The sequence below is a fragment of the Streptomyces avidinii genome (assembly GCF_045161815.1).
Lineage (GTDB): Bacteria > Actinomycetota > Actinomycetes > Streptomycetales > Streptomycetaceae > Streptomyces > Streptomyces avidinii.
Window position 1 is genome coordinate 5,045,685 of record NZ_CP108863.1, and the last position, 26,726, is coordinate 5,072,410.

The 26,726-nt window shown below is 73.2% G+C and carries 23 protein-coding genes; 8 read left to right on the forward strand and 15 right to left on the reverse strand.

What is annotated here, in order from left to right; genetic code table 11:
• Positions 1-11 precede the first annotated feature (11 nt).
• Genes OG373_RS22685 through OG373_RS22695 form a run of 3 tightly spaced genes read right to left on the reverse strand, consistent with a single transcriptional unit; the run spans position 12 to position 2,409 of the window.
• Positions 12-788: an enoyl-CoA hydratase/isomerase family protein gene (locus tag OG373_RS22685; RefSeq protein ID WP_405439952.1), complete on the reverse strand. Its 777-nt coding sequence runs from the start codon at positions 786-788 to the stop codon at positions 12-14.
• The gene (locus tag OG373_RS22690; RefSeq protein WP_397739634.1) at positions 785-1,252 is read right to left on the reverse strand and encodes a Zn-ribbon domain-containing OB-fold protein; all 468 of its coding nucleotides are present in this window, start codon (positions 1,250-1,252) and stop codon (positions 785-787) included. The genes OG373_RS22685 and OG373_RS22690 overlap by 4 nt, the downstream gene beginning before the upstream one ends.
• 5 nt (positions 1,253-1,257) lie before the next feature.
• Positions 1,258-2,409 carry a lipid-transfer protein gene (locus OG373_RS22695; protein ID WP_030390089.1) on the reverse strand — a complete coding sequence of 384 codons (1,152 nt, stop codon included), beginning with the start codon at positions 2,407-2,409 and terminating at the stop codon, positions 1,258-1,260.
• 94 nt (positions 2,410-2,503) lie between these two features.
• On the opposite strand from OG373_RS22695, the gene OG373_RS22700 reads away from it, so the two are divergent.
• Positions 2,504-4,162, forward strand: a complete 1,659-nt coding sequence (locus OG373_RS22700; RefSeq protein WP_405439953.1) for a FadD3 family acyl-CoA ligase — start codon at positions 2,504-2,506, stop codon at positions 4,160-4,162.
• Positions 4,163-4,195: 33 nt separating this feature from the next.
• Here the strand turns inward: OG373_RS22700 and OG373_RS22705 are convergent, their stop codons facing one another.
• The 4 genes from OG373_RS22705 to OG373_RS22720 form a co-directional block, all read right to left on the reverse strand.
• Positions 4,196-5,029: a hypothetical protein gene (locus tag OG373_RS22705; protein ID WP_405439954.1), complete on the reverse strand. Its 834-nt coding sequence runs from the start codon at positions 5,027-5,029 to the stop codon at positions 4,196-4,198.
• A gap of 118 nt (positions 5,030-5,147) precedes the next feature.
• Entirely contained in the window at positions 5,148-5,876 is a 729-nt protein-coding gene (locus tag OG373_RS22710; RefSeq protein WP_405439955.1) for a class I SAM-dependent methyltransferase, read from the reverse strand.
• Positions 5,877-6,050: 174 nt separating this feature from the next.
• Positions 6,051-6,242, reverse strand: coding sequence for a hypothetical protein (locus tag OG373_RS22715; protein WP_397739642.1), 192 nt, complete (start codon positions 6,240-6,242; stop codon positions 6,051-6,053).
• Positions 6,243-6,419: 177 nt separating this feature from the next.
• Positions 6,420-9,503 (reverse strand): BTAD domain-containing putative transcriptional regulator, encoded by a 3,084-nt coding sequence (locus OG373_RS22720; protein ID WP_405439956.1) that lies wholly within the window; start codon positions 9,501-9,503, stop codon positions 6,420-6,422.
• Positions 9,504-9,926: 423 nt separating this feature from the next.
• On the opposite strand from OG373_RS22720, the gene OG373_RS22725 reads away from it, so the two are divergent.
• On the forward strand, positions 9,927-11,153 hold the full coding sequence (locus tag OG373_RS22725; RefSeq protein ID WP_397739644.1) for an amidohydrolase family protein: 1,227 nt from the start codon (positions 9,927-9,929) through the stop codon (positions 11,151-11,153).
• Positions 11,154-11,227: 74 nt separating this feature from the next.
• Here OG373_RS22725 and OG373_RS22730 read toward each other — a convergent pair whose 3' ends face one another.
• Positions 11,228-12,481, reverse strand: coding sequence for an MFS transporter (locus OG373_RS22730; protein ID WP_405439957.1), 1,254 nt, complete (start codon positions 12,479-12,481; stop codon positions 11,228-11,230).
• A 196-nt stretch (positions 12,482-12,677) separates the two neighbouring features.
• Entirely contained in the window at positions 12,678-14,948 is a 2,271-nt protein-coding gene (locus OG373_RS22735) for an MMPL family transporter (protein ID WP_405439958.1), read from the reverse strand.
• A 175-nt stretch (positions 14,949-15,123) separates the two neighbouring features.
• On the opposite strand from OG373_RS22735, the gene OG373_RS22740 reads away from it, so the two are divergent.
• Positions 15,124-16,296: a sensor histidine kinase gene (locus OG373_RS22740; protein ID WP_405439959.1), complete on the forward strand. Its 1,173-nt coding sequence runs from the start codon at positions 15,124-15,126 to the stop codon at positions 16,294-16,296.
• Positions 16,271-16,933, forward strand: a complete 663-nt coding sequence (locus tag OG373_RS22745) for a response regulator (RefSeq protein ID WP_405439960.1) — start codon at positions 16,271-16,273, stop codon at positions 16,931-16,933. Before OG373_RS22740 ends, OG373_RS22745 begins: the two co-directional genes overlap by 26 nt.
• A gap of 442 nt (positions 16,934-17,375) precedes the next feature.
• Here OG373_RS22745 and OG373_RS22750 read toward each other — a convergent pair whose 3' ends face one another.
• Positions 17,376-18,692 (reverse strand): ricin-type beta-trefoil lectin domain protein, encoded by a 1,317-nt coding sequence (locus OG373_RS22750; protein WP_405439961.1) that lies wholly within the window; start codon positions 18,690-18,692, stop codon positions 17,376-17,378.
• A 188-nt stretch (positions 18,693-18,880) separates the two neighbouring features.
• Between OG373_RS22750 and OG373_RS22755 the strand changes: the two genes are divergently transcribed.
• Both OG373_RS22755 and OG373_RS22760 read left to right on the forward strand, forming a co-directional pair.
• On the forward strand, positions 18,881-19,375 hold the full coding sequence (locus OG373_RS22755) for a GNAT family N-acetyltransferase (protein WP_405439962.1): 495 nt from the start codon (positions 18,881-18,883) through the stop codon (positions 19,373-19,375).
• 84 nt (positions 19,376-19,459) lie between these two features.
• Entirely contained in the window at positions 19,460-20,311 is an 852-nt protein-coding gene (locus OG373_RS22760; protein ID WP_405439963.1) for a trypsin-like serine protease, read from the forward strand.
• Positions 20,312-20,471: 160 nt separating this feature from the next.
• Here the strand turns inward: OG373_RS22760 and OG373_RS22765 are convergent, their stop codons facing one another.
• The 5 genes from OG373_RS22765 to OG373_RS22785 all read right to left on the reverse strand — a co-directional run bounded on the left by OG373_RS22765 (position 20,472) and on the right by OG373_RS22785 (position 24,637).
• Positions 20,472-20,915, reverse strand: coding sequence for an NUDIX hydrolase (locus tag OG373_RS22765; RefSeq protein WP_405439964.1), 444 nt, complete (start codon positions 20,913-20,915; stop codon positions 20,472-20,474).
• Positions 20,916-21,034: 119 nt separating this feature from the next.
• Positions 21,035-22,261, reverse strand: coding sequence for an ABC transporter permease (locus OG373_RS22770; protein WP_405439965.1), 1,227 nt, complete (start codon positions 22,259-22,261; stop codon positions 21,035-21,037).
• On the reverse strand, positions 22,258-22,938 hold the full coding sequence (locus OG373_RS22775; RefSeq protein WP_405439966.1) for an ABC transporter ATP-binding protein: 681 nt from the start codon (positions 22,936-22,938) through the stop codon (positions 22,258-22,260). Before OG373_RS22775 ends, OG373_RS22770 begins: the two co-directional genes overlap by 4 nt.
• Positions 22,939-23,030: 92 nt before the next feature.
• Positions 23,031-24,149, reverse strand: coding sequence for a peptidoglycan-binding protein (locus OG373_RS22780; protein ID WP_405439968.1), 1,119 nt, complete (start codon positions 24,147-24,149; stop codon positions 23,031-23,033).
• Positions 24,146-24,637 (reverse strand): hypothetical protein, encoded by a 492-nt coding sequence (locus tag OG373_RS22785; RefSeq protein ID WP_405439969.1) that lies wholly within the window; start codon positions 24,635-24,637, stop codon positions 24,146-24,148. Before OG373_RS22785 ends, OG373_RS22780 begins: the two co-directional genes overlap by 4 nt.
• Positions 24,638-24,727: 90 nt before the next feature.
• Between OG373_RS22785 and OG373_RS22790 the strand changes: the two genes are divergently transcribed.
• Both OG373_RS22790 and OG373_RS22795 read left to right on the forward strand, forming a co-directional pair.
• Positions 24,728-25,390, forward strand: coding sequence for a response regulator transcription factor (locus OG373_RS22790; protein ID WP_405439970.1), 663 nt, complete (start codon positions 24,728-24,730; stop codon positions 25,388-25,390).
• A complete protein-coding gene (locus OG373_RS22795) occupies positions 25,387-26,709 on the forward strand; it encodes an ATP-binding protein (RefSeq protein WP_405439971.1) in 1,323 nt (440 codons plus the stop codon). Before OG373_RS22790 ends, OG373_RS22795 begins: the two co-directional genes overlap by 4 nt.
• The last annotated feature ends 17 nt before the right edge of the window (positions 26,710-26,726 follow it).

Genomic DNA, 26,726 nt, shown 5'->3' on the forward strand with positions numbered 1-26,726 from the left:
CGCCGGGCCCGTCAGCGCAGCCTGAACTCCGTACCGGGCCGCCGCGCGCCGAAGAGCTCCGCCTGCCGCTGCGGCGCCAGGTTCCCCAGCGCGATCAGCGCCGGGGCCTGCGCCAGGGCCTGCTGGAGCGACGCCTGCTTCGCCGACCACAGGGCCCGTACGGTGCCCTGCACGGCCTCCGTCGGGAAGCCGGCCAGGGTCTCCGCCGCCCGTAGGGCCGCCGGGAGCAGCCCCTCGGGCGCGGCCAGTTCCGAGACGAGGCCGATCTCGTGGGCCCGGTGCGCGGAGAGCCGTTCGGCGGTGCCCATGAGGGACATCCGGGCGGCCTCGCCGAAGGGCATGCGCTGCGCCATGTAGACGGCCTCGTAGGCGCTGACCATCCCGTAGGTGGTGTGCGGGTCGAAGAAGGTCGCGGTCTCGGAGGCGATCAGGAACTCCGCCTCGCCCAGCAGGTAGAAGGCCCCGCCGCAGGCCATGCCGTTGACGGCGGCGACGACCGGCTTCCACAGGTCGCCCGCCTTGGGGCCGATGGCGATCAGCGGGTCGTCCGCCGAGTACGGCGAGGCGGGCTGCGGCACGTCCACGCCGCGGTCGATGCCGGTGCAGAAGGCGGCCGGTCCGGCGCCCGTCAGCACCACCGCCCGTACCTCGTCGGCGAACCGGAACTCCCGCCACACCGCGCTCAGTTCTGCTGCGGTCGCCAGGTCGATGGCGTTGTGGCGGTGTTCCCGGTCGAGGGTGACGACCGCGACCCCGGTCGCCTTGTCCCGTTCCACCCGGACGGTCATGACTTCTCCAGGATCCAGCGGGGCACGGCCATGCCGCCCGTCTCGGTGAAGACGACCTGGACGCGGGCGCCGATGCGCAGCCGGGCCGGGTCCACCGAGTCGAGCGGGGCGTCGGCCGAGGTCACCAGGTTTCCGGCGAGCCGGATGTGCGGGGCGTCGGCGAGCTCCACGAGGATCACGTTGTACGGGGCCTGGGCGGCGTACGCGGGAAGCAGCGGCGGGTGCGGCCGTACGTAGGACCAGATGCGGCCGCGGCCGCTCATCCGGCGCCACTCGCTGTCGAAGGACCGGCAGTGCGGGCAGCAGGGGCGGGGCGGGAAGCGCAGCCGGCCGCAGGCGGCGCAGGCCTGGACGCGGAGCTCGCCGCGGGCGGCGTACTCCCAGAAGGGGGCGCCGTCCTCGTCGGGGACGGGCAGGAGCAGCTCGGCCGCGGCCTCGGCGGCGGCTTCGGGTGCGGTGGTCATCGGGGTCAGCTCCTCAGCAGGATCGCGGACGTCGGTACGCCCTCGCCGGCGGTCACCAGGCAGGTCGCGGCGTCGGGCACCTGGGAGGTGGAGACGCCGCGCAGCTGCTTGACGCCCTCGTTGATCAGGTTGAAGCCGTGCACGTACGCCTCGGACAGGCCGCCGCCCCCGGTGTTCAGGGGGAGCCGGCCGCCCATCTCCAGGGCGCCTCCCTCGGTGAAGGCGGCGCCCTCGCCGCGTCCGCAGAAGCCGTAGCCCTCCAGCGAGAGCGGGATCAGCGGGGTGAAGGCGTCGTAGATCTGGGCGACGTCCACGTCCTGGGGCCCGAAGTCGGCCTGCTTCCACAGGTGGCGGGCGGCGGTCCAGGCGGGGCCGGACAGGGGGTCGTCGTTCCAGTAGTTGACCATGCCGTGGTGCTGGGCGGGCAGGCCCTGGGCGACGGAGTGCACGTAGACGGGCTTGTGGCGGCAGTCGCGGGCGCGCTCGGCGGAGACGATCACGCAGGCCAGTGCCCCGTCGGTCTCCAGGCAGTTGTCGAAGAGGCAGAGCGGGTCGCTGATCATGCGGGAGGTCATGTACATCTCGCGGGTCAGCGGGCGCTCGTACATCATCGCCGCCGGGTTGGCGTTGGCCCGGTTTCGGCAGGCCATGGCGACGTTGAAGAGGTGGTCGCGGGTGGCGCCGTACTCGTGCATGTAGCGGCGGGCGAGCATGCCGATCTCGTCGGCGGGGCGCAGCAGGCCGAAGGGTCTGGTCCACTGGCCGGGGGTGGGCAGCTGGACGGCGGTGTTCTTCCAGGGGCGGGGGCCCGAGCCGCGCTTGCGGGAGCGCCAGGCGACGCCGACGGTGGCCTGACCGGTGGCGACGGCGGAGGCGAGGTGGCCGACGGTGGCGCAGGAACCGCCGCCGCCGTAGCCGATCTTGGAGAAGAAGGTGACGTCGCCGGCGCCGATGGCCTTGGCGACCTCGACCTCGTCGGTCTCCTCCATGGTGTAGGAGGCGAAGGCGTCGACCTCGGACGGCTCGATGCCGGCGTCGGCGAGGGCAGCCAGGATGGCCCGGCAGGCCAACTCCTTTTCGGACTGGGGCAGTTGTTTGGCAAAGGCGGTCTGCCCGATGCCGACTATCGCCGTCGCGTCCTTGAGCGTTGCCGCCATCGCCACCTCCGGGGTGCGCCAGTACTGACAGCCGCGAAGGCTACAGCTAATCTGACGGATAGTCAGCTACTGGGTCTGCGGGAAGGTGGCACGCATGGTCGACCACGGGCGCGAGAACGTAGGCGGAGACCTGCGCGGGGACCAGCGCGGAGACCTCCGCGGGGATCTCCGCTGGGGCAGCATCGCCGGGCTCGTCCGGGCGGCAGCGGCACAGTACGCCGAGCGGGAGGCCGTCGTCGACGGCCGCGCCCGGATCAGTTACACGCAGCTCGGCGAACGCGTCGAGCGGGCCGCCGCCGCCTGCCTCGCCGCCGGCATCGAGCCCGGTGACCGGGTCGCCGTCTGGGCCCCCAACACCCTGGAGTGGATCGTCTCCGCCCTCGGTGCCGTCTCCGCGGGCGCGGTGCTCGTCCCCCTCAACACCCGTTTCAAGGGCGCGGAGGCCGCGTACGTCCTGCAGCGCAGCCGGGCCCGGCTGCTCTTCGTCACCGGCACCTTCCTCGGCACCTCCTACGTCGCCTCCCTGCGCCGCGCGGCCGCCGAGGGCCCGGGGGCCGGCCCACTGCCGGGACTTCCGCACCTGGAACAGGTCGTCGTCCTCTCCGACGACGCCCCCGACTCCTTCCGCACCTGGAAGGACTTCCTCGCGGGCGGGGACGGCGTACCGGCCGCGGCGGTCCGCGAGCGCGCCGGGGCCATCCGCCCCGAGGACCCCTCCGACATCATCTTCACCTCCGGCACCACCGGCAGCCCCAAGGGCGCCGTCATCACCCACGCCCAGTCCCTGCGCTGCTACGACGTGTGGAGCGAGCTCGCCGGACTGCGCGAGGGCGACCGCTATCTGATCGTGAACCCCTTCTTCCACACCTTCGGCTACAAGGCCGGGATCCTCGCCTGCCTGATGCGCGGGGCCACGATGGTCCCGCAGCCCGTGTTCAACGTGGACACCGTCCTCGCCAACGTCGCCGCCGAGCGGATCTCCGTACTCCCCGGGCCGCCCACCCTCCACCAGTCGCTCCTCGACCACCCGCAACGCGGCCACCACGACCTGTCCGCCCTGCGCCTGGTCGTCACCGGCGCGGCCGTCGTCCCGCTCCGGCTCGTCGAGCGGCTGCGCGGCGAGCTGCACATCGGAGTCGTCCTCACGGCGTACGGGCTCTCGGAGTCCAGCGGGATCGTCACCATGTGCCGCCGGGGCGACCCCGCGGAGACCATCGCCTCGACCTCCGGCCGGGCCGTCCCGGACACGGAGGTGGAGATCCGGGACGCGGACGGGCGTCCGCAGCCGGCCGGGCAGCCGGGCGAGATCGTGGTCCGCGGCTACCACGTCATGCAGGGCTACTTCGAGGACCCCGAGGAGACCGCCCGGGCGATCACCCCGGACGGCTGGCTGCACACCGGTGACGTGGGGGTCCTGGACGGGGACGGCAACCTGCGCATCACCGACCGGATCAAGGACATGTTCATCGTCGGCGGCTTCAACGCCTACCCCGCCGAGATCGAGCAACTCCTCGGCCTCCACCCGGACATCGCGGACGTCGCGGTGATCGGCATCCCGGACCCGCGCCTGGGCGAGGTCGGCAAGGCCTACGCGGTCCGCCGCCCCGGCTCCACCCTGACCGCCGACGACCTGATCGCCTGGTCCCGCCGTGAGATGGCCAACTACAAGGTCCCGCGCGCCGTGGAGTTCGTGACGGAACTCCCCCGCAACGCGAGCGGCAAGATCCTCAAACGCGAACTGCGCGTCCACTGAGCCCGGGCGGCCCGCCGCGGCGCCGGCCCCGGCTCAGCGGGCGTACGAGCCGATGCCGACCAGGCAGTACACGTACTGGTTGAGGACGGTGGAGCCGCGCATGTAGCGGTAGGAGAAGGCGTACTGGGTCTCGGGGTTGTCGTTGCAGCTGTACAGGTCCGCGGTGCCGGGGATGCTCTCGATCACCCGGTAGTGCGCGTCGGACGCGGAGCAGGGCACCTCCGAGACGCCACTGACGCTGCGCGGCGTCGTCGAGTCCGGCAGCTGTCCGTTGAGGCAGGTGCCCCGGTCGAACGGGCTGGGCTCGGGGCTCGGCTCGGCGATCGCCTCGGGGCTGTACGGGGTTGCGGCTGCGCCGGGGGCCGACGACCCGGACGAGGGGGAGTCGTCGGGGGATCCGTAGGGGGAGGGCGAGGGAGTCCAGGACGACGACCAGGTGGGCGTGGCCTCGGCGGAGGCCTTGCCGTCACGGCCGTCGTCGTCGCCGTCGCTCAGCAGGAAGAAGCCGAGGACCAGCGCCGCGGCGACGCCGAGCGCCACCAGGCCGCCGCGGCCGCCGCCCGTCTGCGGGGGCCGCGCAGCCGGCGCGGGCTGCGTCGCACCCGTCCCGGCCGGGAACGCGGACGTGGCCGCGGCCGCGGCCGGCGGCGTGATTCCGCCGGCCCCCGCGATCCAGGCAGCGCCCGCCCCGGTCACATGGATGCGCAGCAGGACCTCCTCGCCGCCGACGCGGACCCGGACGAGATCGCCGTGCCGGCAGGACGGTATGCGCAGGCGGACCGTGCCGGTCGGCAGCTCCACGGGGAGGATCACACCGTAGGTCGCCTGCTGCGGAGTGAGCGTGATGAGCATTTCCTGTGACGACACCGGCTGCTCCATGGAGTGAGGTTGGTGCGCAGGCTCCCTGACGGTTCCTCACGGATTGTGCCCGGTGTCCCGATGGTGACGCAGCCGTTCCGCCGAGCCTCCCGGCGGACGCGGAGCCTCAGGTGCGGCGGGCCAGGACCAGCCGCCAGCGCGGGGCGCCGTCGGACTGCCGTCCGAAGTGCTCCAGCGGGACGGTCTCCACCGTGAAGCCGGCCGCTCGGAGGTCCTCGCGGACCGGGCCCAGGGGGAAGGTGCGGTAGTACATGACGAAGGGGGGACGCCAGAGCGCGTTGCGCACCCGCATCGCCGCGTCGAAGCCCGTCGTCGCCCACCACAACGTTGAGCCGAGCGGGAGCGGGGCGCCGATCGGGAAGGCGAGGACGCCGCCCTCGCGCAGGGCGGCGTGGATGCCCGAGAAGAGCGCGGGGCGCTCCGCGGGGAGGAAGTGGCCGAAGGCGCCGAAGCTGACCGCCAGGTCGTAGGTCTGCGCGAGGGCCGGCGGCAGGGTCCGCGCGTCGGCCCGTACGAAGTCCACGCGGTCATCGTCCGCGTGCGCGCGCCCGGCCTCCGCGAGCATGCCCGCGCTCAGGTCCACCCCGGTGATCCGGTCGCGGCACAGGCGGCGCAGCATGTCGATCCCCGCGCCCGTGCCGCAGCACACGTCCAGGCCGGCGTCGAAACCGCCCTCCACCTGGGCGAGGGTCTCCTCGACGGCATCGAGCATCCGGTCCGGGGTGCGGAAGGGGGTGTGGTCGAACTTCGGCGCGAGGAGGTCGTAGCCCCGCTCCACCGAGGAGAGGCCCTGCACTGCCAGTTCGCGGACGCTCGGCCCGTGGGAGGAGAACACACCCCCAGACTATGCCGCCGCCGGACTCCGGGGACCGGGCGCACGCGTGCGGCGGTCGCGGTGGCTCCCCCTCCGGGCCACCGCGACCGCCGTTCCCCCGTTGCCCCCCGTTGTCCCCCCGTGGATCCCCCCCCCGTGGTCCCCCGTGGAGCCCCCCCGTACGTCGTGCGCGTGCTACGGACGCGGGCCGGACGCGTGGTTGTCCAGCGTCTGGATCTCTTCGTCCGTGGTGGTGGTGCCGCCGGCCGGAGCCGGCTCCTTCTCGAGCGGCTTGATCTCGATGCCCGAGGCGTGGTTGTCCAGAGTCTCGATCTCGACGCCCGAGGCGTGGTTGTCGAGCGGCTTGAGGTTCTCGTTCGTCGTCATCGGTTCTCCTGATGGGTGGGTAGGGCTGGGCCCGTTCGGCGATTCCCCCGATGACCGCCGAACGGGTAGTCCACCAACCGGCCCGAGCGCCCCCCGACGCGCCGGGTCGATGCACTTATCGTGTCGGACGGCGATAAACGAACGATGAACGCCGCGTTCAACCGGCGTCCCCGCAGCTCAGGCCGCGATCTCCGCCGCCAGCAGGGCCTGTACCTCGCCCAGTTCGGTCGACCTCAGCTGCTTGAACACGGTCTCCGCGTCCCGCCAGCAGGCCCGTGCCCGGTCCGTCTGCCCCAGCCGCCGCAGCGCCTTGCCGAGCACCGTCAGCACCGTCGCCCGCCGCCACTCGCCGCCGATGCCGCGCAGCGCGATGGCCTGCTCGGCGTGCGAGGCGGCCAGCGTGGGCCGGCGCGCCGCCAGATGAGCCTCGGCGAGGCGGAAGTGGGTCACGCCCTCCCACAGCGGCTGGCGGTTCTCGTGGAACAGCGACAGCGCCTCGGCGAGCTGCGCGAGGGCCTCGCCGAGCCGTCCGGCCTGGGTGAGGGCGATGCCCAGCGCGTAACGGCCGTTGGCCAGCCGCAGGCTGAGCCCCATCCGGTCGTAGATGGCGATGCCCTGCTGGGCGAGGTCTATGGCGCTGGGCAGGCGGCCCAGTTCCACGTGGATGCGGGAGAGGTTGCACAGGGCGCTGGCCTCGCCGACGTTGTTGCCGTCGGCGCGGAAGCACTCGATGGCCTCCAGCAGGTAGCGCTCGCCGTCCGCGTGCCGGCCCTCGTAGAGCGCGATGATCCCGCGGTCGTTGGGCGCCCAGCACATGGGCAGCGGGTCGCCGGCCTCGCGGGCGAGCACGGTGGCCCGGGCGGCCTCGTCGTCGGCCTCGGCGAAGCGGCCCGCGACCAGGTGGACGTTGGTGAGGGTGGTGCGGGCGCGGCCCTCGGCGTACGGGTCCTTGGCGGCCTGGCCCGCATCGCGCAGGGCGACTGCGGCCGACTCGTACTGCCGGGAGTTGGCCCCCGACTCCGCCAGGTCCTTCGCCGCCCACAGCAGGTCCACGGCCCGGCGCAGGACCAGCGTCTCGCCGCCCCGCGCGGCGGCCTGCCGTACGCACGCCAGCAGCGGGTCGGCCTCGGCGTACAGCCAGTCCAGGGCGGCCCGCGGTTCGGCGAAGACCAGCCCGGGGTAGTGGGTGTCGGACAGATGCGCGGGCAGCCGGTCGCCGGGGCGTTCCAGGGCGTAGACCCCGGAGGCGGTGGCCAGGTAGAAGTCCAGCAGCCGGTCCAGGACCGCCTCGCGCCCGCTCGGCGGCTGCTCGTCGCGCTCGGCGCAGGCACGCGCGTAGAGCCGTACGAGGTCGTGGAAGCGGTAGCGGCCGGGGGCGGCGGATTCGAGCAGGGAGCAGTCGACCAAGGCTTCGAGGAGGTCCTCGGTGTCGTACTCGGGCAGGTCCAGTACGGCGGCTGCCGCGGACAGCGAGATGTCGGGGCCGTCGGCGAGGCCGAGGAGGCGGAACGCGCGCTGCTGGGCGGGCTCCAGCTGGCCGTAGCCCAGCTCGAAGGTGGCCTTGACGGCGAGGTCGCCGGCCTGGAGCTCGTCGAGGCGGCGGCGTTCGTCTGCGAGCTTGGCGGCCAGGACGGAGACGGTCCAGGTGCGGCGCGCGGCGAGCCGGGAGGCGGCGATGCGGATGGCGAGCGGCAGGAAGCCGCAGGCGCCGACGACGTCGAGGGCGGCCTGGCGTTCGGCGCGCACCCGCTCGTCGCCGACGATGCGGGTGAACAGCTGGAGGGCCTCCTCGGGGCTCATCACGTCGAGGTCGACGAGATGGGCCCCGGCGAGGCCCGCCATGCGGACCCGGCTCGTGACGAGGGCGGCGCAGCCGGCGGTGCCCGGCAGCAGCGGGCGGACCTGGGCGGCGTCGCGGGCGTTGTCGAGGAGGACCAGGACGCGGCGGCCGTCGAGGGTGGAGCGGTAGAGCGCGGCCCGCTCGGCGGAGGAGTCGGGGATGGCCGTGTCGGGGGTCCCGAGGGCGCGCAGGAAGGAGCCGAGGACGGCCTCCGGTTCGGCGGGGCGGGCCTCGGTGCCCTGGAGGTCGACGTAGAGCTGGCCGTCGGGGAAGAGCGGGCGGGCGGCGTGGGCCACGTGGACGGCGAGGGTGGTCTTGCCGACGCCGCCGATGCCGGCGAGCGCGGAGACGGCCATGACCTGGTCCTGGGCGCCGCCGCCGAGGATGGCGCCGAGCTCGGCGACGAAGCTGGAGCGGCCGGTGAAGTCGGGGACGGTCGCAGGCAATTGGGCGGGCCTCACGTGAACGGTCGCGGCGGCCGGGGCCGGGTCCTCCGCGCGGGCGAGATCGGCGTCGGCGTTCAGGATGCGCTGCTGGAGCGCGGCCAGTTCGGGGCGCGGGTCCACGCCGAGCTCGTCGGCGAGGAGGCGGCGGGTGTCGGCGTAGACGGCGAGGGCCTCGGCCTGCCGGCCGCTGCGGTAGAGGGCGAGCATCAGCAGCTCGCGCAGGCGTTCGCGCAGCGGGTGGGCGGCGGTGAGGGCGGTGAGCTCGGAGACGGCCTCGGCGTGCTGGCCGACCTCCAGGTCGAGGTCGAGGCGGGTCTCCAGCAGCTGGAGGCGCCATTCGGCGAGCCGGATGCGCTCGGTCTCGGCATGCGGGCCGGGGACCCCGGCGAGGGGTTCGCCCTCCCAGAGGTCGAGGGCGCGGGCGAGGAGCGTACGGGCGAGGGCGCGGTCACCGGCGGCGCGGGCCGTCTCGGCGTCGGCGGCGAGGCTGCGGGCTACGCCGAGGTCGAGGGTGGCGGCGGAGCGCAGCCGGATGGCGTAGCCGCCGGACTCGGTGACGAGCAGCCCGGGGGCGACGACCTTGCGCAGGCGGGAGGCGTACGTACGGATCGTGGCGAGGGCCTGCTGCGGCGGGTCCTCGCCCCAGATGGCGTCGATGAGCTCGGGCGCGGTGGCGGTGCGGCCGTCGCGCAGCAGGAGTACGGCGAGCAGGGCGCGCTGCTGGGGGGTGCCGGAGGGCAGGACCTCGGCGCCGCGCCAGGCGCGGACGGGGCCGAGGACGGCGAAACGCGACTCGCCGGGGCCGCTGCCCGCGCCGGTGCCCACGGCGTCTGCGGTGGTGGCGGTCGCTCCGGCGCGGGCGCCTGCGGGAGCCGCGGCGGTGGCCGCGGCGGAGCCCGCCGCCCGCGGCCCGGACTCGGCGAGGGCGTCGCCCGTGCCGGCTCTGCCGGGGCCGGCCGAGCCCGTGCGGGGCATGCCCGTGGCGGCTGTGCCCGTGCCGGTCGTGCCCGTGCGGGTCGTGGCCGTGGCTGTGCGGGTCGTGTCCGTGCGGGTCGTGTCCGCGCCGGACCTGCCCGTGCCGGCTGTGCCCGTGCCGGACCTGCCCGCGCCGGTCGTGCCCGTGGCGCTCCCGGTCGGCCCTGCCTTGCCCGCCGCCGCCGTGTCTGCACCGGTTCCGGCCGTACCTGTCCCGGAGCGGGGCGCGGGGGCAGCCGTAGGGGCCCCGGGGTGTTTCCGCGGGCTCGGGATGGCCGGTACGCCGTCCATCTGTCGTCCCCCTGCCTTCCGTTCGGTGTAGTGGTCAGTCTGCCCTGTCTCGCGCGTGGACGTCAGCCCGTCCTTGACCGATCACCGGCCAACTAGCTGACGGTTCGTCAGATCAGCGCTACCGTATGAGCCATGGAGACCTTCCCGAAGATCATCTCGGTGGACGACCACACGGTTGAGCCCCCCCACGTCTGGCGGGACCGGCTCCCGTCCAAGTACCACGACATCGGCCCCCGCGTCGTCCGCGCCCCGTTGAAGGAAATGACCTTCCTCGGCGGCAAGTTCGCCCCCGTCATGGGGGCGAAGGGCGACGACGGCCCGATCGGCGACTGGTGGGTGTACGAGGATCTGCACCGGCCGCTCACCCGGCTCGACACGGCTGTCGGGTACGACCGCGACGAGATCAAACTGGAAGTCATCACCTACGAGCAGATGCGCCCGGGGTCCTTCTCGGTTCCCGACCGCCTCGCGGACATGGACGTCAACCACGTCCAGTCGGCCCTCTGCTTCCCGACCTTTCCCCGCTTCTGCGGCCAGACCTTCACCGAGGCCAAGGACCGCGAGCTGGGGCTCCTCGGCGTTCGGGCCTACAACGACTGGATGGTGGAGGAGTGGTGCGGCCCGGACGCCCGCGGCCGGCTGATCCCCCTCACCCTGATCCCGCTCTGGGACGCCCGCCTGGCCGCCGCCGAGGTCCGCCGCAACGCCGCGCGCGGTGTGCGCGCGGTCGCCTTCTCCGAGATACCCCCGCACCTGGGCCTGCCCTCCATTCACACGGACGAGTGGGACCCCTTCCTGGAGGCGTGCAACGAGACCGGCACGGTCATCGCCATGCACATCGGCTCCTCCTCCCGCATGCCGTCCACCTCGGCGGACGCACCGCCGGCGGTGGGCTCCACCATCACCTTCGCCAACTGCTGCTTCTCGATGGTCGACTGGCTGATGAGCGGCAAGTTCGAGCGCTTCCCCAACCTGAAGATCATGTACGCGGAGGGTCAGATCGGCTGGATCCCGTACATCCTCGAGCGCGCGAACGTGGTCTGGGAGGAGAACCGCGGCTGGGGCGGGGTCGCGGACAAGGTGCTGCGCCCGCCGTCGGAGCTCTTCGCCGAGCACGTCTTCGGCTGCTTCTTCGACGACGCCTTCGGTCTGAAGAACCTCGACTCGATCGGCGTCGCCAACGTCCTCTACGAGACGGACTACCCGCACTCCGACTCGACCTGGCCCAAGTCCCGCGAGGTCGGCGAGGCGCAGATGGGCCACCTGTCGCCGGACGTGGTGGACCGCATCGTGCGCGGCAACGCGATCGACCTGCTCGGGCTCACGGCGGACGGCCTGTGGGCCGGGCCGGGAGCCTGAGCCCGCCGCCGTAGGGCGTGGCCCATCCCCCGAACGGCCACGCCCTACGGCCACCCCCACGGCGGCCCGTACCGTCACCCCCGCCCGGCCCGCGCCCCGGTCACGGCCGCGGCGCCGGCCCCGGCCCGGGCCGCGAGGAGCAGCGCCACCGTCAGTCCAGCGACCGTCAGCACCGGCAGCAGCACCCGTACGTCCACGAAGGCCACCAGGGCGGCCCCCAGCGCCAGGGCCAGCGCGTTCGGTACGAAGATCAGGGTGTTGGCCGTGGCCGCCGCGCGGCCCAGCGCCGCGTTCGGGACCTCGCGCTGCACCGCCGTCAGCGCGGCGATCAGCACGCACGGCAGCCCCGCCCCGATCACCGCACTGCACACCAGCGCCACCGCGTCGTAGGGCAGCGCCCGGCCCGCGACTCCCAGCGCGAACAGGGCCGTGCCCGCGGCCGCGAACAGCCGCTCGGGCATCCGCCGCAGCAGCGGGCCCGCCGCGAGCCCGGTGAGGACCGAGCCCGCGCCCTGCACCGCGTACAACACCCCCACGTAGGTGGGAGCGTGCCCCAGCACGTCGTCGGCGACGGCGTAGATCACCGCGCCGTTCAGACCGGCCAGGAGCATCACGGCGGCGCCGCCCGCCACCAGCGGCCGCAGCACGGGTGATCCCCACAGCTGCCGCGCCCCCTCCCGCACCCGGGGGAAGCCGCGCGTGACCGTGCAGCCGCGCGTGCCCGTGTCCGCGGTCCGCCCCCGCGGCTCCCCGCGGACCCGCAGGAGCGCGAAGATTCCCGCGGCCAGGGCGAACGTCACCGCGTCGAGCAGAGCCACCGACGCCCCGCCGAACCGGGCGAACAGGGCCGCGCCCACCGGCGGCGCGAGGAGCTTCATGCCCTCGTTGGCCGTCAGCCGCAGCCCGTTGAAGTCCCCGAGGAGCCGGACGTCGACGGCCTGCGGCACCAGGGCCGCCTCCGCCGCGTCGTGGAGGGCGCCGCAGACCCCGTACACGAGGAGGACGGCGAACAGCAGCCACACCCGGTCCGCGGAGTCGAGCAGGAGCAGGACGGGCAGCAGCGCGGCCATCAGCAGGCCGACGCCGACCAGCAGCGGCCGGCGGGGCAGCCGGTCGGCGAGCGCCCCCAGCGCGGGCCCGGCGAGCACCGGCGCCCACAGGGCGAACACGGTCAGCGCCGCGAGGGTGTCCGAGCCGGTCAGCGATTTCACCCAGACCCCGGCGACCAGCCACATCGCGGTCGTCCCGAAGCCCGAGACCACCACCCCGGACAGATAGAGCCCCGCATTGCGGTCCCGCAGGACCCGTACCGTTCCCCCACCGCTCATCGGGCCAGCGTGCGTTCTAAGGAGGGGCGGGGGGATCGGGCAATCGACCTAGGGTGCGTATCGAGTCGTGATCAATTTTGGACAGCCCGCAGTGATCTGGATCAAGGACCTCACCAGGACCACCCGATGAGCACGACTCGATATGCCCCTGGGTGACGCGCTGAGGTGCGGACGCCAAGGGCGGGCAGCAGTTGAGTCAACGGTCAACCAGCCGTGGACGCGGGGCCTCACCCGTGGATTCCGCGTCGGTGTCGTCGGTGCCGACCGGGCCGCGGGGAAGCATCCGGTCCAGCCACTTCGGCAGCCACCAGTTGGTCCGGCCGAGGAGTGTCATGGTCGCCGGTACCAGCACCATGCGTACGACCGTGGCGTCGATGAAGATCGCGGTGGCCAGGCCGAGCCCGAACATTTTGGTGGAGGGGTCCTCGGCGACGGCGAAGGACAGGAAGACCGCCACCATGATGAGGGCGGCCGAGGTGATGATCCGGGCGGTGCCCGAGATGCCCTCAACGATCGCCGTGCCGTTGTCGCCGGTGCGCAGGTACTCCTCGCGTACGCGGGAGAGGAGGAACACCTCGTAGTCCATCGACAGGCCGAACAGGATGGCGAAGAGGAACGTCGGGATGAACGACACGATCGGAACCGTCGCTTCCAGCCCGATGAGTGCGCCTCCCCAGCCCCACTGGAAGACCGCGACCATGATGCCGTAGGCCGCGCCGATGCTCAGCAGATTCAGCAGTACCGCCTTCAGCGGTACGAGTATCGAGCGGAAGACCAGCATCAGCAGCAGGAACGACATCGCCAGCACGGCGGCGACGATCACCGGCAGGCGTTGGCTGGTGCGTTGGCCCACATCGGACAGGCTTGCGGCGGCGCCGCCGACGTGGGCCCTGGCCGGGCCGTGCCCGATCGCCGTGGGCAGCACGCCGGTGCGCAGCCGGGCGATGGTGTCGGCCGTGGCCTTGTCCTGAGGGCTGGTGGTCGGGAACACCACGAGGGTCGCGATGCCTGTGGCCCGATCGATGTGCGTCGGCGCGACGGATGCGATGCCCGGATCCGCCGCGACCGTTGCGACGAGTCGGTCCAGCACTCCCGGATCACCGGCGGGGTCCGCGGCGATGACGAGGGGACCGTTGGTGCCCGGGCCGAACCCCTCGGCGACGAGGTCGTAGGCCCGGCGCTCGGTACGGCTGTGGGGCAGTGAGCCGTCGTCGGGCAGGCCGACGCGCAGGCCGAGCACGGGCAGCGTCGCGGTCAGCAGCAGCCCCGCCGCGCCGATCGCGTACAGCACCGGGTGCCGGCTGACGTGCCCGATCCAGCGACGCCACCCGGCGGCGGGAGCGGCGCCCGCCACCGTGTCCCGCTGCCGTGCGAGTCGGCCCGGCTTCCCGGTCTGCAGAGCCCGGCCGATCCGGCCGGCCCGGGCCAGGCGCGGGCCGGCGGCGCCGAGGAAGGCCGGCAGCAGCGTCACCGACGCGAGCACCATGGTCAGGACGACGATCGATACGGCGAGCCCGCCCACCGTCATGAACGGCACGTTCGCGACCGCCAGGCCGAGGATCGACACGACGACGGTTCCGCCGGCGAAGACCACCGGCCGCCCCGCCGTGGCCACCGCTCGTCCGGCCGCCTCGTGGGGATCGAGCCCGCGCGCGAGGTACTCCCGGTGCCTGGCGAGCACGAACAGCGCGTAGTCGATGCCCACTCCGAGCCCGACCATGCTGCCCAGGACCGGTGCGAAGGTGGGGACGTCCGTGAACCCCGCCAGTACCGTCATCGTGGCGACCCCGACGGTCAGCCCGAAGACCGCCATGCCGATCGGCAGCGCGGCGGCGACGAGCGAACCGAACGCCAGGAAAAGGATCGCGGCTGCGGCGAGGAGGCCGATCAGCTCGCTTGCGCCGCCGTCGGGGTCGGAGAAGGCGTAGAAGAGGTTCCCGCCCATCTCGATGCGCAGCGGCAGCTCGGCGCGCAGCCGGTCGCCGAGATCGACGAGGGCGTCGAGGTCTTCGGCCGACAGCCGGCTCTGGTCGGGGTACTGCACCCGGACGACTGCGATCCGCCCGTCGGCCGAAACGAGGCCGCCGCGCACGGCGGTGTCCCCGCCTGCGGCGAGCGCCCCCGCCGGGTCGCTCGTGCCGAGCACGTGCGGCAGCCGCTTCACCTCGGCCTGCAGCCGCGTGAGAGCGGTGCGCGCGCTGTCGTGTTCGAAGAACGTCACAGCGCCGTCGAGGGGGGTGACGACCACTTGGGCGGTCATCCCCTCCTGGCCGGTGCCGGCCCGCTCGATCAGTTCCGCAGCCCGTCGGGAGTCCAGTCCCGGAGCGGTCATCGAGTCCGCGGTCCGCCCGCCGAAGGCGACGGCGGCGAGGACGGCGAGCGTGGCGGCGATCAGCCATGCCGCGATCACCCGCCAGGGATGGCGGGCGGCGCTTGCGCCCAGGCGCAACAGGGCTTTCGAGAGCATCGGGTCCTCCAACCACCTCGTCGGCCGTCCTTGTACGGCCGCCGGTGTCGAGGCTCCTCGCCACGGCGCTCCGCGGCATCGGCCCGCGGGCCGCGGATCCGTCGGCCCCGGGGCGGAGTGACGACCCGTCCTTTCGGCCGATGCGCGGCACGCCGCGGTCCCTAGGCTGAGAACCGTGCTCCGAGACGACCTGCGAACCCTGTGGACCGAACCCCGGCCGCCCGACGCACCCGCCCGGGTGCGGCGGGACTGGGCGCTGCTCGCCGCGGGCCTTGCCGGTGTGGCGCTGGAGGCCACCCTGCGCGAGAACGTCGTGTGGCGGCCGGTGGCGGTGGTGGTCGCCGCATGGCTGTGCCTGCTGCCCCTGTGGCGCCGGACCCGCCCGCTGGCGATGGTGACGCTGGCGTTCGGCTCGGTGATGCTGCTTCCGGTGGCCTCGCTCGTCGCCGCACCGCGCGAGCCCGTCGGCCTGTACACCGGCGCGGTCGTGCTCGTGCTGGTGTACGCGCTGTCCCGGTGGGGATCGGGACGCGAGATCGTGCTGGGCGGCGCGGTGATCCTCGCGGTCGGCGTGCTGTGCGTCGTCACGGAGGAGACCCCGGTCGTCGAAAAGGTCGTGGGCCTCGTCTTCCTGCTGCTGCCCGGCGTGGTCGGGGCTGCCGTGCGGTTCCGGGTGACCGCTCGCGAGCGGCAGTTGGAGCAGGTGCGCTCCCGCGAGCGCGAGCAGCTCGCCCGGGAACTGCACGACACGGTGGCCCACCACGTGTCGGCCATGGTGATCATCGCCCAGGCGGGCCGGGTGCTCGCGGGCACCGACCCGTCCGCCGCCGTCGAGGCGCTGGAGGGGGTCGAGGAGGAAGGGGCGCGCACGCTGGAGGAAATGCGTGCCATGGTCGCCACGCTGCGCGACCGCGGGGTCGGCGCCGAGCTGGCGCCCCCTGCCGGAGTCGCGGATCTGGACCGCCTGGTGCGCACCCCGAGTGGTCGCCTCAGGGTCGACCTGGGACTCGACGGCGAACTGGACGCGCTGCCCCCGGCCGTGGACGCGGCCGTCTACCGGATCGTGCAGGAGTCGGTGACCAACGCGCTGCGCCATGCGGTCGACGCGACCGAGCTCGTCGTTCGGGTCGCCGCGGAACGGCACACGGTACGGGTGAGCGTGCGCGACAACGGCCGGCGCACCGGCCGGGGTCGCGACGGATACGGACTTACCGGACTGCGCGAGCGCGCGACCCTGCTCGGCGGCACACTACGAGCCGGCCCGGGTACCGACCGGGGCTGGCATGTCGAAGCCGAACTGCCGAGAGCGAGGAGCGAGAGCGGTGTCCATTCGCGTCCTCGTCGCTGACGACCAGACGATCATCCGCACCGGGTTGCGGATCATGCTGAACGCCCAGCCCGGCATCGAGGTGGTCGGCGAGGCCGCCGACGGGCGGGAAGCGGTACGTCTGGCCCGCGAACTACGCCCCGACGTCTGCCTGTTCGACATCCGCATGCCCGTACTCGACGGGCTCGAGGCCACCCGGCTGGTCGCCGGCCCGGGCGTCGCCGACCCGATGGCCGTGGTCGTCATCACCACGTTCGACCTCGACGAGTACGTCTACGGCTCACTGCGTGCCGGCGCCCGCGGATTCCTCCTCAAGGACACGGGACCGGACCTTCTGGCGCAGGCCGTACGGTCGGCGTCCGACGGTGAGGCGCTCATCGCGCCCAGCGTCACCGTCCGTCTGCTCCAGGCATTCGCGGACCTGCCCGCCGGCCGGCCCGTGGCCCAGCCGGTCTCCCCCGTCACCGCCCGCGAGGAGCAGGTGCTCCTCGCCGTCGCTCGCGGGCTGACCAACACCGAGATCGCCGATGCACTGCACATCAGCCTCAGCACGGTGAAGACGCATCTGGCCAGCCTGATGGCCAAACTCGGCGCCCGCAACCGGGTCGAGATCGCGATGTGGGCCTACGAAACGCGCCGTATCCTCCCCGGAACCTGAGCCGGGTGCCGGGCCATGTCCCGTGAGTCCCCGCCCGGACATCAGTGCACCGGTCGGCTCACGGCGGCTCCACGTGCCTCACCCGCCCCATAGCGTGACGTACCAGGAGGCCGGAACCGGGACGGTGAGACACCCGATACGAGAAGACTCCCGACAGCTACCTCGCCAGTCTCCACCTGCACGCCTCGATGATCTGGATCAAAGACCTCACCAGGGTCACCCGATGATCACGACTCGATACGCGCGCTAGGTCGTCTCTTTCGGATCTTGTCGGTCAGGTCCGCGTCGTCCCGGTGCCGTGCCTCGGCGTGCTGCCGGGGCTGCCGTGTACTGGACGTACTCGGTTGCCCCGGCAGTGCGGCGAGGTGCGGTGCCGGGCGTCGCGGGCCCGGCAGGATCCGGAAGAGACGGCCTAGTGCTGTGACCGGAGCGCGGGGCGGGGTTACTTCGGGGTGACCCAGACCTGGCGCTTGTTCGTGTTCGCCGTGTAGAGCTGGACCACGGTGCCGTTGGCGGTCGCGCCGCCGGTCACGTCGAGGACCTTGCTCGACGCCACGTGGACGATCTGGCCCTTGGCGTTGACGGACCAGCGCTGTGCGGCGGATCCGTTGCAGTCGTGGAGGCTGATCCTGTTGCCGTTGGTGCTCGCGTTGCGCGCGTTGTCCAGGCACTTCCCGAACGCGCGGAACGTGCCGTCCTTGCCCAGGATCCACGACTGGGCCGCGGACCCGTTGCACGTGTAGAGCTGGATCTGTGTGCCGTTGGCCGCCTTGCCGCCCTTGACGTCCAGGCACTTGGCGCCGATTCCGGTCACGCGGCCCTGCGGGGAGAGCGCGGCTCCGGCGCCGGCCGCGAGGCGGCGCAGGCCCTGGACGTCGAACTGCTGGACGTAGGTGCCGGCGCGCTTGTCCTGGTAGGCGTACGCGGGCGAGCACATGACCGGGAACTGCCCGGAGTCGGTCCCCTTGACGCAGTCGCTCTTCTCCGGACTGCGGTTGGCGTGCGTCAGGCCCAGCGTGTGGCCGAGCTCGTGGCTGATGTGGTTGCGCATGTACGTCTCGCCCATGGCGGCGGTCGGCTTGCCGGCCGAGGTGAAGAACTCGCTGTCGATGTAGGCGTGGCCGCTGGTCACGGTCTCGGCCACCGAAGAGCTGGTGAACCCGCAGCTGAGGTTGGCGCTGCCGGACCCGTCGCGGACCACCTTCCAGCCGGTGCTGCCCATGCTGCCCTCCCCGGCGGGCGGCAGGCAGGGGCGGTGCAGGACGCCGACGATCACTTCGCCCCTGGGCCGTACGTAGTCCCAGCCGACCGGCTTCGTGTCGACGGTGACCGGCAGGTTCGTGATGCGCCGCAGGTCGGCGGCGGAGGCCTGCACGTACGGGGCAAGCCAGTCCGCGGACTTCTGGTCGTAGAACTTGATCGTGTAGCCGGCCTGCAGCCACTTGGTCGCACCGCTCAGCTTCCACCCCTCGCCCTGGGGCGGTGCGGGCGCGGGCGCCGCGGCCGCCGCGGCTGCCCTCGCGGCGGTCCGGGAAGGCTCCGCACCGAGCGACATGACGCCGTCCTCGAAGGCCGTGCCGTCGCTCCCGTGGACGGCGGAGTCCGCCCCGTGGGAATCGGGCGCCTCCGCGGCCGGCGGCACGGTGATCCCGGTGTCCTCGGTGCCGAACGCGCTGGAGGGGAGCTGCAGACTTCCCACGATCGCGGCCGCCGCCGCCACGGCGACCAGGGATATCCGGTGCTTGCCTGTCAGTCGCACGTACTTGTTGCCTCTCGTCGAAACCGCTTCGCGCCCGCCCCGGCGTGGCACGGGCGGCGAAAATCGAAGCGATGATAGATCAATTCGCCAAATGGGCTTCGGAGCGCACAAGTTGTGGCGGTGCGTCGCCGGGCGTCGTGGGCCGACAGGACCGGCAGCATCCGAAAGAGACGGCCTAGCATCGAGCCATGCCTGAACTCCAGCCACTGAGCTTCGACCACGCCCCGGCCCTGCTCGCGTTCGAGCGGGAGAACCGGGCCTACTTCGCCGCGTCGGTGCCCGACCGCGGCGACCGCTATTTCGCCGACTTCGACGAGCGGCACGCCGCGCTGATGGCCGAGCAGGCCGCCGGGGCGTGCTTCTTCCACGTGCTGGTGGACGGCGGCGGGGAAGTGGTGGGCCGGGTCAACCTCGTGGACGTGGCCGACGGTTCGGCCGAGCTCGGATACCGGATCGCCGAGCGCGCCACGGGCCGGGGCCTGGCCACGGCCGCGGTCCGGGAGGCCCGCGGGCTGGCGGTCGCGCGGTACGGGCTGACCGCGCTGAGGGCGGTCACGACGCTCGACAACGCGGGCTCGCGCACGGTGCTGGCCCGCACGGGGTTCGTGCCCGTCGGGGATGTCGACCTGGACGGCCGCCCGGGCCTGCGATTCGTGTGCAACCTGCTGGTCGAAACGGTGTGACGAGGGGGCCGGGAGCCGTCCGCGTTCTTGCACCCACCCCCGCCGCCGAGGCATGCTTCGCCAGGGTGAAGCGGAAGGATGATCATGCCGGTGGACAAGCGGACCGTCGTGACGGCGGTGCTGTGTGCGGTAGCGGCTCTGGGGGCGTCCGCCGCCGTGGCGAAGCTGGCGCCGCCGCCCGAAGCGGTGCCGTCCGCACGGGCGAAGGCCGCGCCGACCGCGTCGCCGACGGGGCCGTCATCGCGTTCGCAAGCGGCGAAGCCCCAGCTCTCCGCCCCGCCCGGTGGCACCCTGCCGCCGGCCGTCACACCACCGCCCGGTGGGCCCGCGGCCTTCACCGGGGCCCTGTTCACCGACGGCCTGAACAGTGACCACTTCTGCACGGCCACCGTGGTGAGCAGCCCCGGCCGGAACATGATCATTACCGCCGGCCACTGTCTGCTCGAAGGGGACCAGAGCGGCGGCAGCGCCGTCTTCGCGCCCGCCTACGCCAACGGGGTCGCCCCGTACGGCACATGGAAGATCGAGCAGGTCTTCGAGGACGACCGCTGGGCCGAGGGGACGGACGACGACTACGACCTCGCCTTCGCCCGCCTGGCTCCGGACGACAAGGGCCGCACCGTCGAGGACGTGACGGGTGCGGCCGTGCTCGACACCAGCGGCCGTGCGGGCGAGGAGGTCACCGTGACCGGCTACCCCGCCGACCGCGGGGTTCCCCGTACGTGCACCTCGGTCGCCGTCCGCGAGAGCGCGACCCAGCAGCGCTTCGACTGCGCCGACTTCCCGGGCGGCACCAGCGGCAGCGCGTGGATCGCCCGCGACGGGAAGATCATCGGCATCCTCACGGGCGGGGACACGGACGACGTGTCGACCAGCACGGTCCTCGGGGAGTACGCGGCCTCGCTCTACGCCAAGGCCACCGCGAAGAAGCCCTAGGCCGTCTCTTTCGGATCTTGCCGGGCCCGCGACGCCCGGCACCGCACCCGGCCGCGTTGTCGGTGCGCCCGAGTACGTCCAGTACACGGGCGCTCCTCCGCCTTGCCGGGCACGGCACCGGACGCCGCGGACTCGGCCGACAAGATCCGAAAGAGACGGCCTAGGTCAGCAGGCCCAGGTGGACCGGTTCCGCCGGGAGGTCGGCCAGCAGGTCCGGCAGGCGCGGTGGCCACACCGGTTCGCCCAGGGCGGCCAGGCGCCGCGGGGAGAGCCACCGCCAGTGGATGTCCGGGGCCTCCAGGACGGGCTCGCGGCGCGGGCCCCTGGTGACGTAGATGTGCTCGTGCTGGCGGACCGGGACGCCCTGGTACGTGAAGTCGTGCTCCCAGGTGCAGAGCAGTCGTTCGGGCTCCAGGTCGGTCCAGCCGGTCTCCTCGCGCAGCTCGCGCCGCACGCAGTCCTCGGGGCTCTCGCCGGGATCGATGCCGCCGCCGGGCGGCAGCCAGTGGATGCCCACCTCCACGTTGTCCTCGCGGAAGAGGAACACGGATCCGGTGGGGGACAGGATGACAACGCGGGCCGCGTGACGTGGAGTTCGCCTCATCGATTCAATGTACGCCGGTGATCGGGTCCGGGGGACGGGCTTGCACCTGGCCTTTTGCCGCCCTGTGCCCGCCCGGCCCCGGGGCCCGGCCCCCGGACCCGGTCCCGCGACCCCCTCCGCTACCCCGCCGCCAGTGCCAGCGTCGGGGACAGCCGGGCCGCGCGCACCGCCGGGTAGAGCCCGGCCAGGGTGCCGATCACCAGCGTCGAGGCGAAGCCGCCGGTCACCGCCCAGAGCGGGACCACCCAGGGCAGGTCGCCGGCGCGGGCGTAGACGGCCGTGGCCGCGCCGCCCAGGGCGATGCCCGCCAGGCCGCCGAGGCCGGACAGCAGCAGGGACTCCGTCACGAACTGGATCCGGATCTGGCCCTTCGTGCCGCCCAGGGACCGCCGCAGGCCGATCTCGTGGCGCCGCTCCAGCACCGAGATGATCATGGTGTTGGCGACGCCGACCCCGCCCACCAGCAGCGCGATCCCGCCGAGCCCCAGCAGCAGCGTGCTGAACGCACCCTCCGTGGCCGCCTTCGCCTGGAGCGCCGCCGAGGGGTCGCTGACCTGCACCGCGCTCGGGGTCTGCGGGTTGGCCGTCCGGGGGATCAGCGCGCGGACCGCCGCCACCCGGTCGTCCGCCGACCGCTCGTACACCGCCGTCGGGTGACCGTTGAAGCCCAGCAGCTGCTCGGCCGCGTCCCACCCGATCAGTGCGGAGCGTTCGATCTCGGGCGCCAGCGGGACGGGCTCCAGGATGCCGATCACGGTGAAGTACCGGCCGCCGATGAAGACCTGCTGGCCCGGTTCGGTGATGCCGAGCCGGCGCGCGGAGACGTCCCCCAGCACCACCGAGGGGTAGCGGCCGGTGGCGGCGTTGAGCCAGGTGCCGCTCGCCGTCCGGGCGCGCAGGGTGCCCAGCAGGTCGTCCTTGGCCGCCTTGAGCACGATGCCGCCCGTCTCGCCCTTCGGGATGTTCTCCGACCGGCGTACGGACTCGGCCACGTCCCCCGTGGTGCCGACCGACTCGACCCCCGCGATCCGGGAGATCATGCCGGGCGCGTCCTTGGGCAGCTTGGTGTCCTGCCCGGTGAACATGCCCTCGCCCGGCTTCGCGACCAGCATGTCGGTGCCGAGTCTGTCGAGTTCCCGCAGCAGCTTCGCCTGGCTGGAGGAGGAGATCCCGACCACCGCGATCATCGTCGCGATGCCGATGGCGATGCCGAGCGCGGACAGGAACACCCGCATCGGGCGGGCGCGCAGGCCCGCCGATCCGACGTGCAGGACGTCCCGCGGGGACAGCCTCGGCGGCGTCAACCGCCGGGCGCGCGCCCGCCCCCGGGCTTCGGCGCGGCTCATGACGCCACCCCCGCCGCGCTCCGCAGGTCCGCGACGATCTCCCCGTCGCGGATCCGGACCTGCCGCGGCAGGCTCGCCGCGATCTCCTGGTCGTGGGTGATCACCGCGATGGTGGCCCCGTCCCGGTTCAGCTCGCGCAGCAGCTCCATCACCGATTCCCCGGACGCGGTGTCCAGCGCTCCCGTCGGCTCGTCGGCCAGCAGCAGGTCCGGCGCGCCCGCGACGGCCCGGGCGATCGCCACGCGCTGCTTCTGCCCGCCGGACAGCTCGTGCGGCCGGTGGTCCATCCGGTCCCCGAGGCCCACCCGTTCCAGCGCCTGCGCCGCCCGGCGCAGCCGCTCGGCCCGCGAGAGGCCGCTGTACAGCAGCCCCTCGGCGACGTTCGCCCTGGCACTGATGCCGGGCACCAGGTGGAAGGACTGGAAGACGAAGCCGACGTGCCGGGAGCGCAGGGCCGACAGCGAACGGTCCGAGAGGGCCGCGATGTCGTACCCGGCGATCCGTACGCCGCCCGCCGTCGGGCGGTCCAGGGTGCCGACGATGTGCAGCAGGGTGGACTTGCCGGATCCCGACGGGCCGACGATGGCGAGGAGTTCCCCGGCCGTGACGGTCAGGTCGACCCCGCGCAGGGCCGCGACCCCGCCCGGGTACTCCTTGGTGACCCCGGTCAGCTCCACGACCGCCTCCGCACGCGTCGTCGGATCAGCCGTCGGATCGGTCGTCGGGTCAGCTGTCGGGTGCGTCGTCGGATGCGTCGTCCTCATGTCCGTCACAGCTTGGGGATCCCCACCTGCATGCCCTCCTTGAGGGCGTCGCCGGTCACCTCGACCCGGCCGTTGCCGAACATGCCCAGCCCGACCGGGACCTCGCGGGCCCGGCCGTCCTCCACGACCTGGACGCCGAAGCCGCCGCCCGCGAGCGCGAGCAGCGCGTTGACCGGTACGGAGAGCACGTCCTTGCGGGTCTCGCCGGTCAGGCCGACGGTCACCGGGGACTGGTCCGGGGCGTTCACCTCGGCGGGCCTGTCGAAGCTCACGGCCACCTCGACCTTGGCCTTCTTGTCGCCGCCACCGGGGCCGCCACCGCCACCGGGGCCGCCCGCGCCGCCGTTCTTGTCGTCGGGCTGCGCGGAGCCGCCCACCGAGTCGATCTTTCCGGTGGCGCTGCCGCCTCCCGGCAGCCGTACGGTCACCGGGTCGCCGGACTTCACCGCGCCCGCCTTGGCCGCCTCCAGCTGGAAGCGGACGATCCGCTCGGTGCCCGTCACCGTCAGCACCGGCTTGCCCGGTCCCGCCTCGTCACCGACCGCCGCGTCGTTCCCGCGCACCCGCTGCGGTCCCGAGGCGAAGGCGATGTCCTCCTTGCCGACCTCGCCCGTCTCCGCCGCCCTGTGCGCCTTCTGCCAGCGCTTGACCGCCGTGGCCGTGCCCGCGGTGAACACCCCGTCCTCCGGGTCGAGCCCGGTGCCGTGGCCGAGGGCCTGCAGGTTCCGCTTGAGCTGCTTGACGTCCTCGCCCTTGTCACCGGTCTTCAGCGGCCGGTACATCGGCGTGGACCCGTACATGAGCCGTACCGTCCTGCCGTTGACCTCGTAGAGCCTTCCGTCCCGCTCCACCGCCGAGCCCTCGCCCGCGATCCACGTCAGCACCCCGGGCCCGCCCGCGTTCAGCTTGCGCTCCTGCGCGTAGCCGAGGGTGCCCTCCACCTGGAGGCCGGAGCCGAGGTCGCCGCGCTTGACCGGTGCCGTGGCCGGCGGCAGCCCGCCGGCCGCGCGCCGCTCCTGCCCGTGCGTGTCGCCCTGCTGCCGATCCATGACGGCCCAGCCGCCGCCCGAGACGGCCAGTACGGCGGCCAGCGAGCCCAGCAGCCACTTGGACCGCTTCCTCATCGGGCGGTTTCGCACTTCTTCTGGGCCTCCTCGAAGGCCTTCTCCTGCCCCTTGGGGATCTCGGTGGCGCTCTTCATGCCGCCGTTGTACTCAGGGTCCTTGAGGGCGACCCCGTTCTCGCGCATGCACCGGATCCACTCCAGTTCCTTGTCCTTCTCCTCCTGCGTGGGCTCCTTGCCGGCGCCGGTGCTCATCCCGCACGCCTTCATGGCCTCCTGCATCTTCTGCGGGTCGGCGTCCCCGCCCAGCGTCATCCCGCGCGGGTCCTGGCCGGGCTCGGGGTCGGGTACGTCTATGCCGTGCTCGCGCAGGCACTGGCGCATCTTCACGGCGTTGTCGGCCACCGAGCCGTTGCCGCTGCTGCTGCCGCCGCTCGAACCGCCGGAGGAGTCCTTCTTCCCCGCCGACGTGTCGTTCGCGCAGGCGGTGGCGAACAGGGTCAGCCCGGTGACGACCGCGGCCGTGGTCATGATCAGGGATCGCTTCATGGCGTCGAGCCTGCGGTGAAAGGGCCTTTCGCTTCCCTCTCGCACCCTGCTTACAACGGCGAAATACCGATCTCGGGTAAAGAGGACGCCATGCGCGTACTGGTGGTGGAGGACGAGGAATTCCTCCGGGAGATGATCGCCGAGGGGCTGCGCCGCGACGCGCTCGCCGTCGACGAGGCGAGCGACGGCCCGGAGGCCCTGCGGCTGCTGCGCCTGGGCGAGTACGACGTCCTCGTCCTGGACCGCGACCTGCCCGGCCTGCACGGTGACGAGGTCTGCCGGCAGGTGGTGCGCGAGCGGCTGCTGACCCGCGTCCTGATGCTGACCGCGTCCGGGACCGTACGGGACCGCGTCGAGGGCCTCGGTCTCGGCGCCGACGACTACCTCACCAAGCCCTTCGCCTACGACGAGCTGCTCGCCCGCGTCCTGGCTCTCGGCCGGCGGGCCCGCCCCGCCCTGCCTCCCGTACTGGAGCGCTCCGGGGTCGCCGTCGACACCGCCCGGCGCAGCGCCACCCGCGACGGGCACCGGCTCGCGCTGTCCCGCAAGGAGTTCGCGGTGCTGGAGGCGCTGCTGCGCGCCGAGGGCGCCGTCATCAGCAACGACGACCTGATCGAGCAGGTGTGGGAGCAGGACACCAGCTACTCCACCAACGCCGTCCGCGTCACCCTCAGCAAGCTCCGCGCCAAGCTGGGCGAGCCACCGCTGATCGAGACCGTGCCGGGCGCCGGCTACCGGATCGCGGCCCGGTGAGCGGGCGCCGGATGCGTCCGCGCCGGGTGCGGCTCCGTCCGATGCGGCTGCGCCGGGTGGCGCGCCTGCGTCCGACGTGGCTGCGCCCGCCGACCGGCCTGTTGCGGACCGAGCGCGGCCGCCTCACCGCCCTGTACGGCTCGCTGCTGCTCCTCGCGGGCGGCGGCCTGGTCGCGCTGGTCTACCTCCTGGTCGGCCAGGGCCTCTACGCGAGCGTCAACGGGGCCGTCCGCACCGTCAGTCCGGGCTACGTCCTCCAGTCGCCCGGGCCGGTCCCCGGCCGGACCTTCGCCCCGGACTGTCCCTGCGAACCGGCGCGGAAGCTGCCCCCGGGCCGGACGCCCACCCCCGAGCAGCTCAAGAGCTACGCCTACACCCAGAACCTCTCGGACGCCGTCACCGATGCCACCCGGCACCGGCTGCTGATGTACTCCCTCCTCGCGCTGGCCGTGTTCGCCGTGCTGTCGATCTGGCTCGCCTGGTGGATGGCCGGCCGGGTGCTGCGCCCGGTCGGCGTGATCACCGAGACCGCGCGCCGCCTGTCCGGGGAGAACCTGGACGAGCGGATCTCCCTCGACGCCCCGCCCGGCGAGCTCAAGCAGCTGGCCGACACCTTCGACGCGATGCTGGGCCGGATGGAGCAGCTCGTCTCGGCGCAGCGGCGGTTCGCGGCGAACGCGGCGCACGAGCTGCGCACCCCGCTGGCCGTGCAGCGGGCGGCCGCCGAGATCGGCCTGGCGGGGGACCCGTCGCCGGAGAAGGTCGCGCGGATCCGGGACAGGCTGATCGGGGTCGCGGACTCCAGCGAGCACCTCATCGAGTCCCTGCTGCTGCTCGCGGTCTCGGAGCAGGGGCTGGAGTCCACCGGTCCGGTGGACCTGGCGGCGCTCGCGGCGGCCGAGCTGGCGGCCTGCCCGCAGCAGGGGCTGACCGTCGTACGGACCCTCGCGCCGCTGACCGTGCCGGGCGACCGCACCCTGCTCGGGCATCTGCTGCGGAACCTGCTGATCAATGCGGTCCGCCACAACCGCGCCGAAGGCCGGATCGCCGTGTCCACGTCCCCGGAAGGGGAACTGACGGTGTCGAACACCGGTCCGGTGATCGACCCGGCGGACGTGCCGGGGCTCCTGGAGCCCTTCCGCAGGCGCGCCGAACGGCAGCACACCGCAGGTGAGGGCGCCGGACTCGGGCTGTCGATCGTGGCCTCGATCGCACGTGCGCACGGGGCGGAGCTGAGCGCCGAGGCCAATCCGGCCCCTGGGGGCGGCCTCACCGTCCGTGTGCGCTTCCCGAGTTCCGGCGAGGCGCGCACGTCGTAGCCACCCGGGCTGGGCGG

What these genes read in the sequence shown, in the direction of transcription:
- OG373_RS22700 (WP_405439953.1), top strand. Translation starts at nt 2,504, where the DNA reads ATGGTCGACCACGGGCGCGAGAACGTAGGCGGAGACCTGCGCGGGGAC.
- OG373_RS22770 (WP_405439965.1), bottom strand. Translation starts at nt 22,261, where the DNA reads ATGAGCCGCGCCGAAGCCCGGGGGCGGGCGCGCGCCCGGCGGTTGACG.
- OG373_RS22685 (WP_405439952.1), bottom strand. Translation starts at nt 788, where the DNA reads ATGACCGTCCGGGTGGAACGGGACAAGGCGACCGGGGTCGCGGTCGTC.
- OG373_RS22730 (WP_405439957.1), bottom strand. Translation starts at nt 12,481, where the DNA reads ATGAGCGGTGGGGGAACGGTACGGGTCCTGCGGGACCGCAATGCGGGG.
- OG373_RS22690 (WP_397739634.1), bottom strand. Translation starts at nt 1,252, where the DNA reads ATGACCACCGCACCCGAAGCCGCCGCCGAGGCCGCGGCCGAGCTGCTC.
- OG373_RS22785 (WP_405439969.1), bottom strand. Translation starts at nt 24,637, where the DNA reads ATGAAGCGATCCCTGATCATGACCACGGCCGCGGTCGTCACCGGGCTG.
- OG373_RS22720 (WP_405439956.1), bottom strand. Translation starts at nt 9,503, where the DNA reads ATGCCCCGCACGGGCTCGGCCGGCCCCGGCAGAGCCGGCACGGGCGAC.
- OG373_RS22765 (WP_405439964.1), bottom strand. Translation starts at nt 20,915, where the DNA reads ATGAGGCGAACTCCACGTCACGCGGCCCGCGTTGTCATCCTGTCCCCC.
- OG373_RS22695 (WP_030390089.1), bottom strand. Translation starts at nt 2,409, where the DNA reads ATGGCGGCAACGCTCAAGGACGCGACGGCGATAGTCGGCATCGGGCAG.
- OG373_RS22755 (WP_405439962.1), top strand. Translation starts at nt 18,881, where the DNA reads ATGCCTGAACTCCAGCCACTGAGCTTCGACCACGCCCCGGCCCTGCTC.
- OG373_RS22760 (WP_405439963.1), top strand. Translation starts at nt 19,460, where the DNA reads ATGCCGGTGGACAAGCGGACCGTCGTGACGGCGGTGCTGTGTGCGGTA.
- OG373_RS22715 (WP_397739642.1), bottom strand. Translation starts at nt 6,242, where the DNA reads ATGACGACGAACGAGAACCTCAAGCCGCTCGACAACCACGCCTCGGGC.
- OG373_RS22790 (WP_405439970.1), top strand. Translation starts at nt 24,728, where the DNA reads ATGCGCGTACTGGTGGTGGAGGACGAGGAATTCCTCCGGGAGATGATC.
- OG373_RS22780 (WP_405439968.1), bottom strand. Translation starts at nt 24,149, where the DNA reads ATGAGGAAGCGGTCCAAGTGGCTGCTGGGCTCGCTGGCCGCCGTACTG.
- OG373_RS22735 (WP_405439958.1), bottom strand. Translation starts at nt 14,948, where the DNA reads ATGCTCTCGAAAGCCCTGTTGCGCCTGGGCGCAAGCGCCGCCCGCCAT.
- OG373_RS22725 (WP_397739644.1), top strand. Translation starts at nt 9,927, where the DNA reads ATGGAGACCTTCCCGAAGATCATCTCGGTGGACGACCACACGGTTGAG.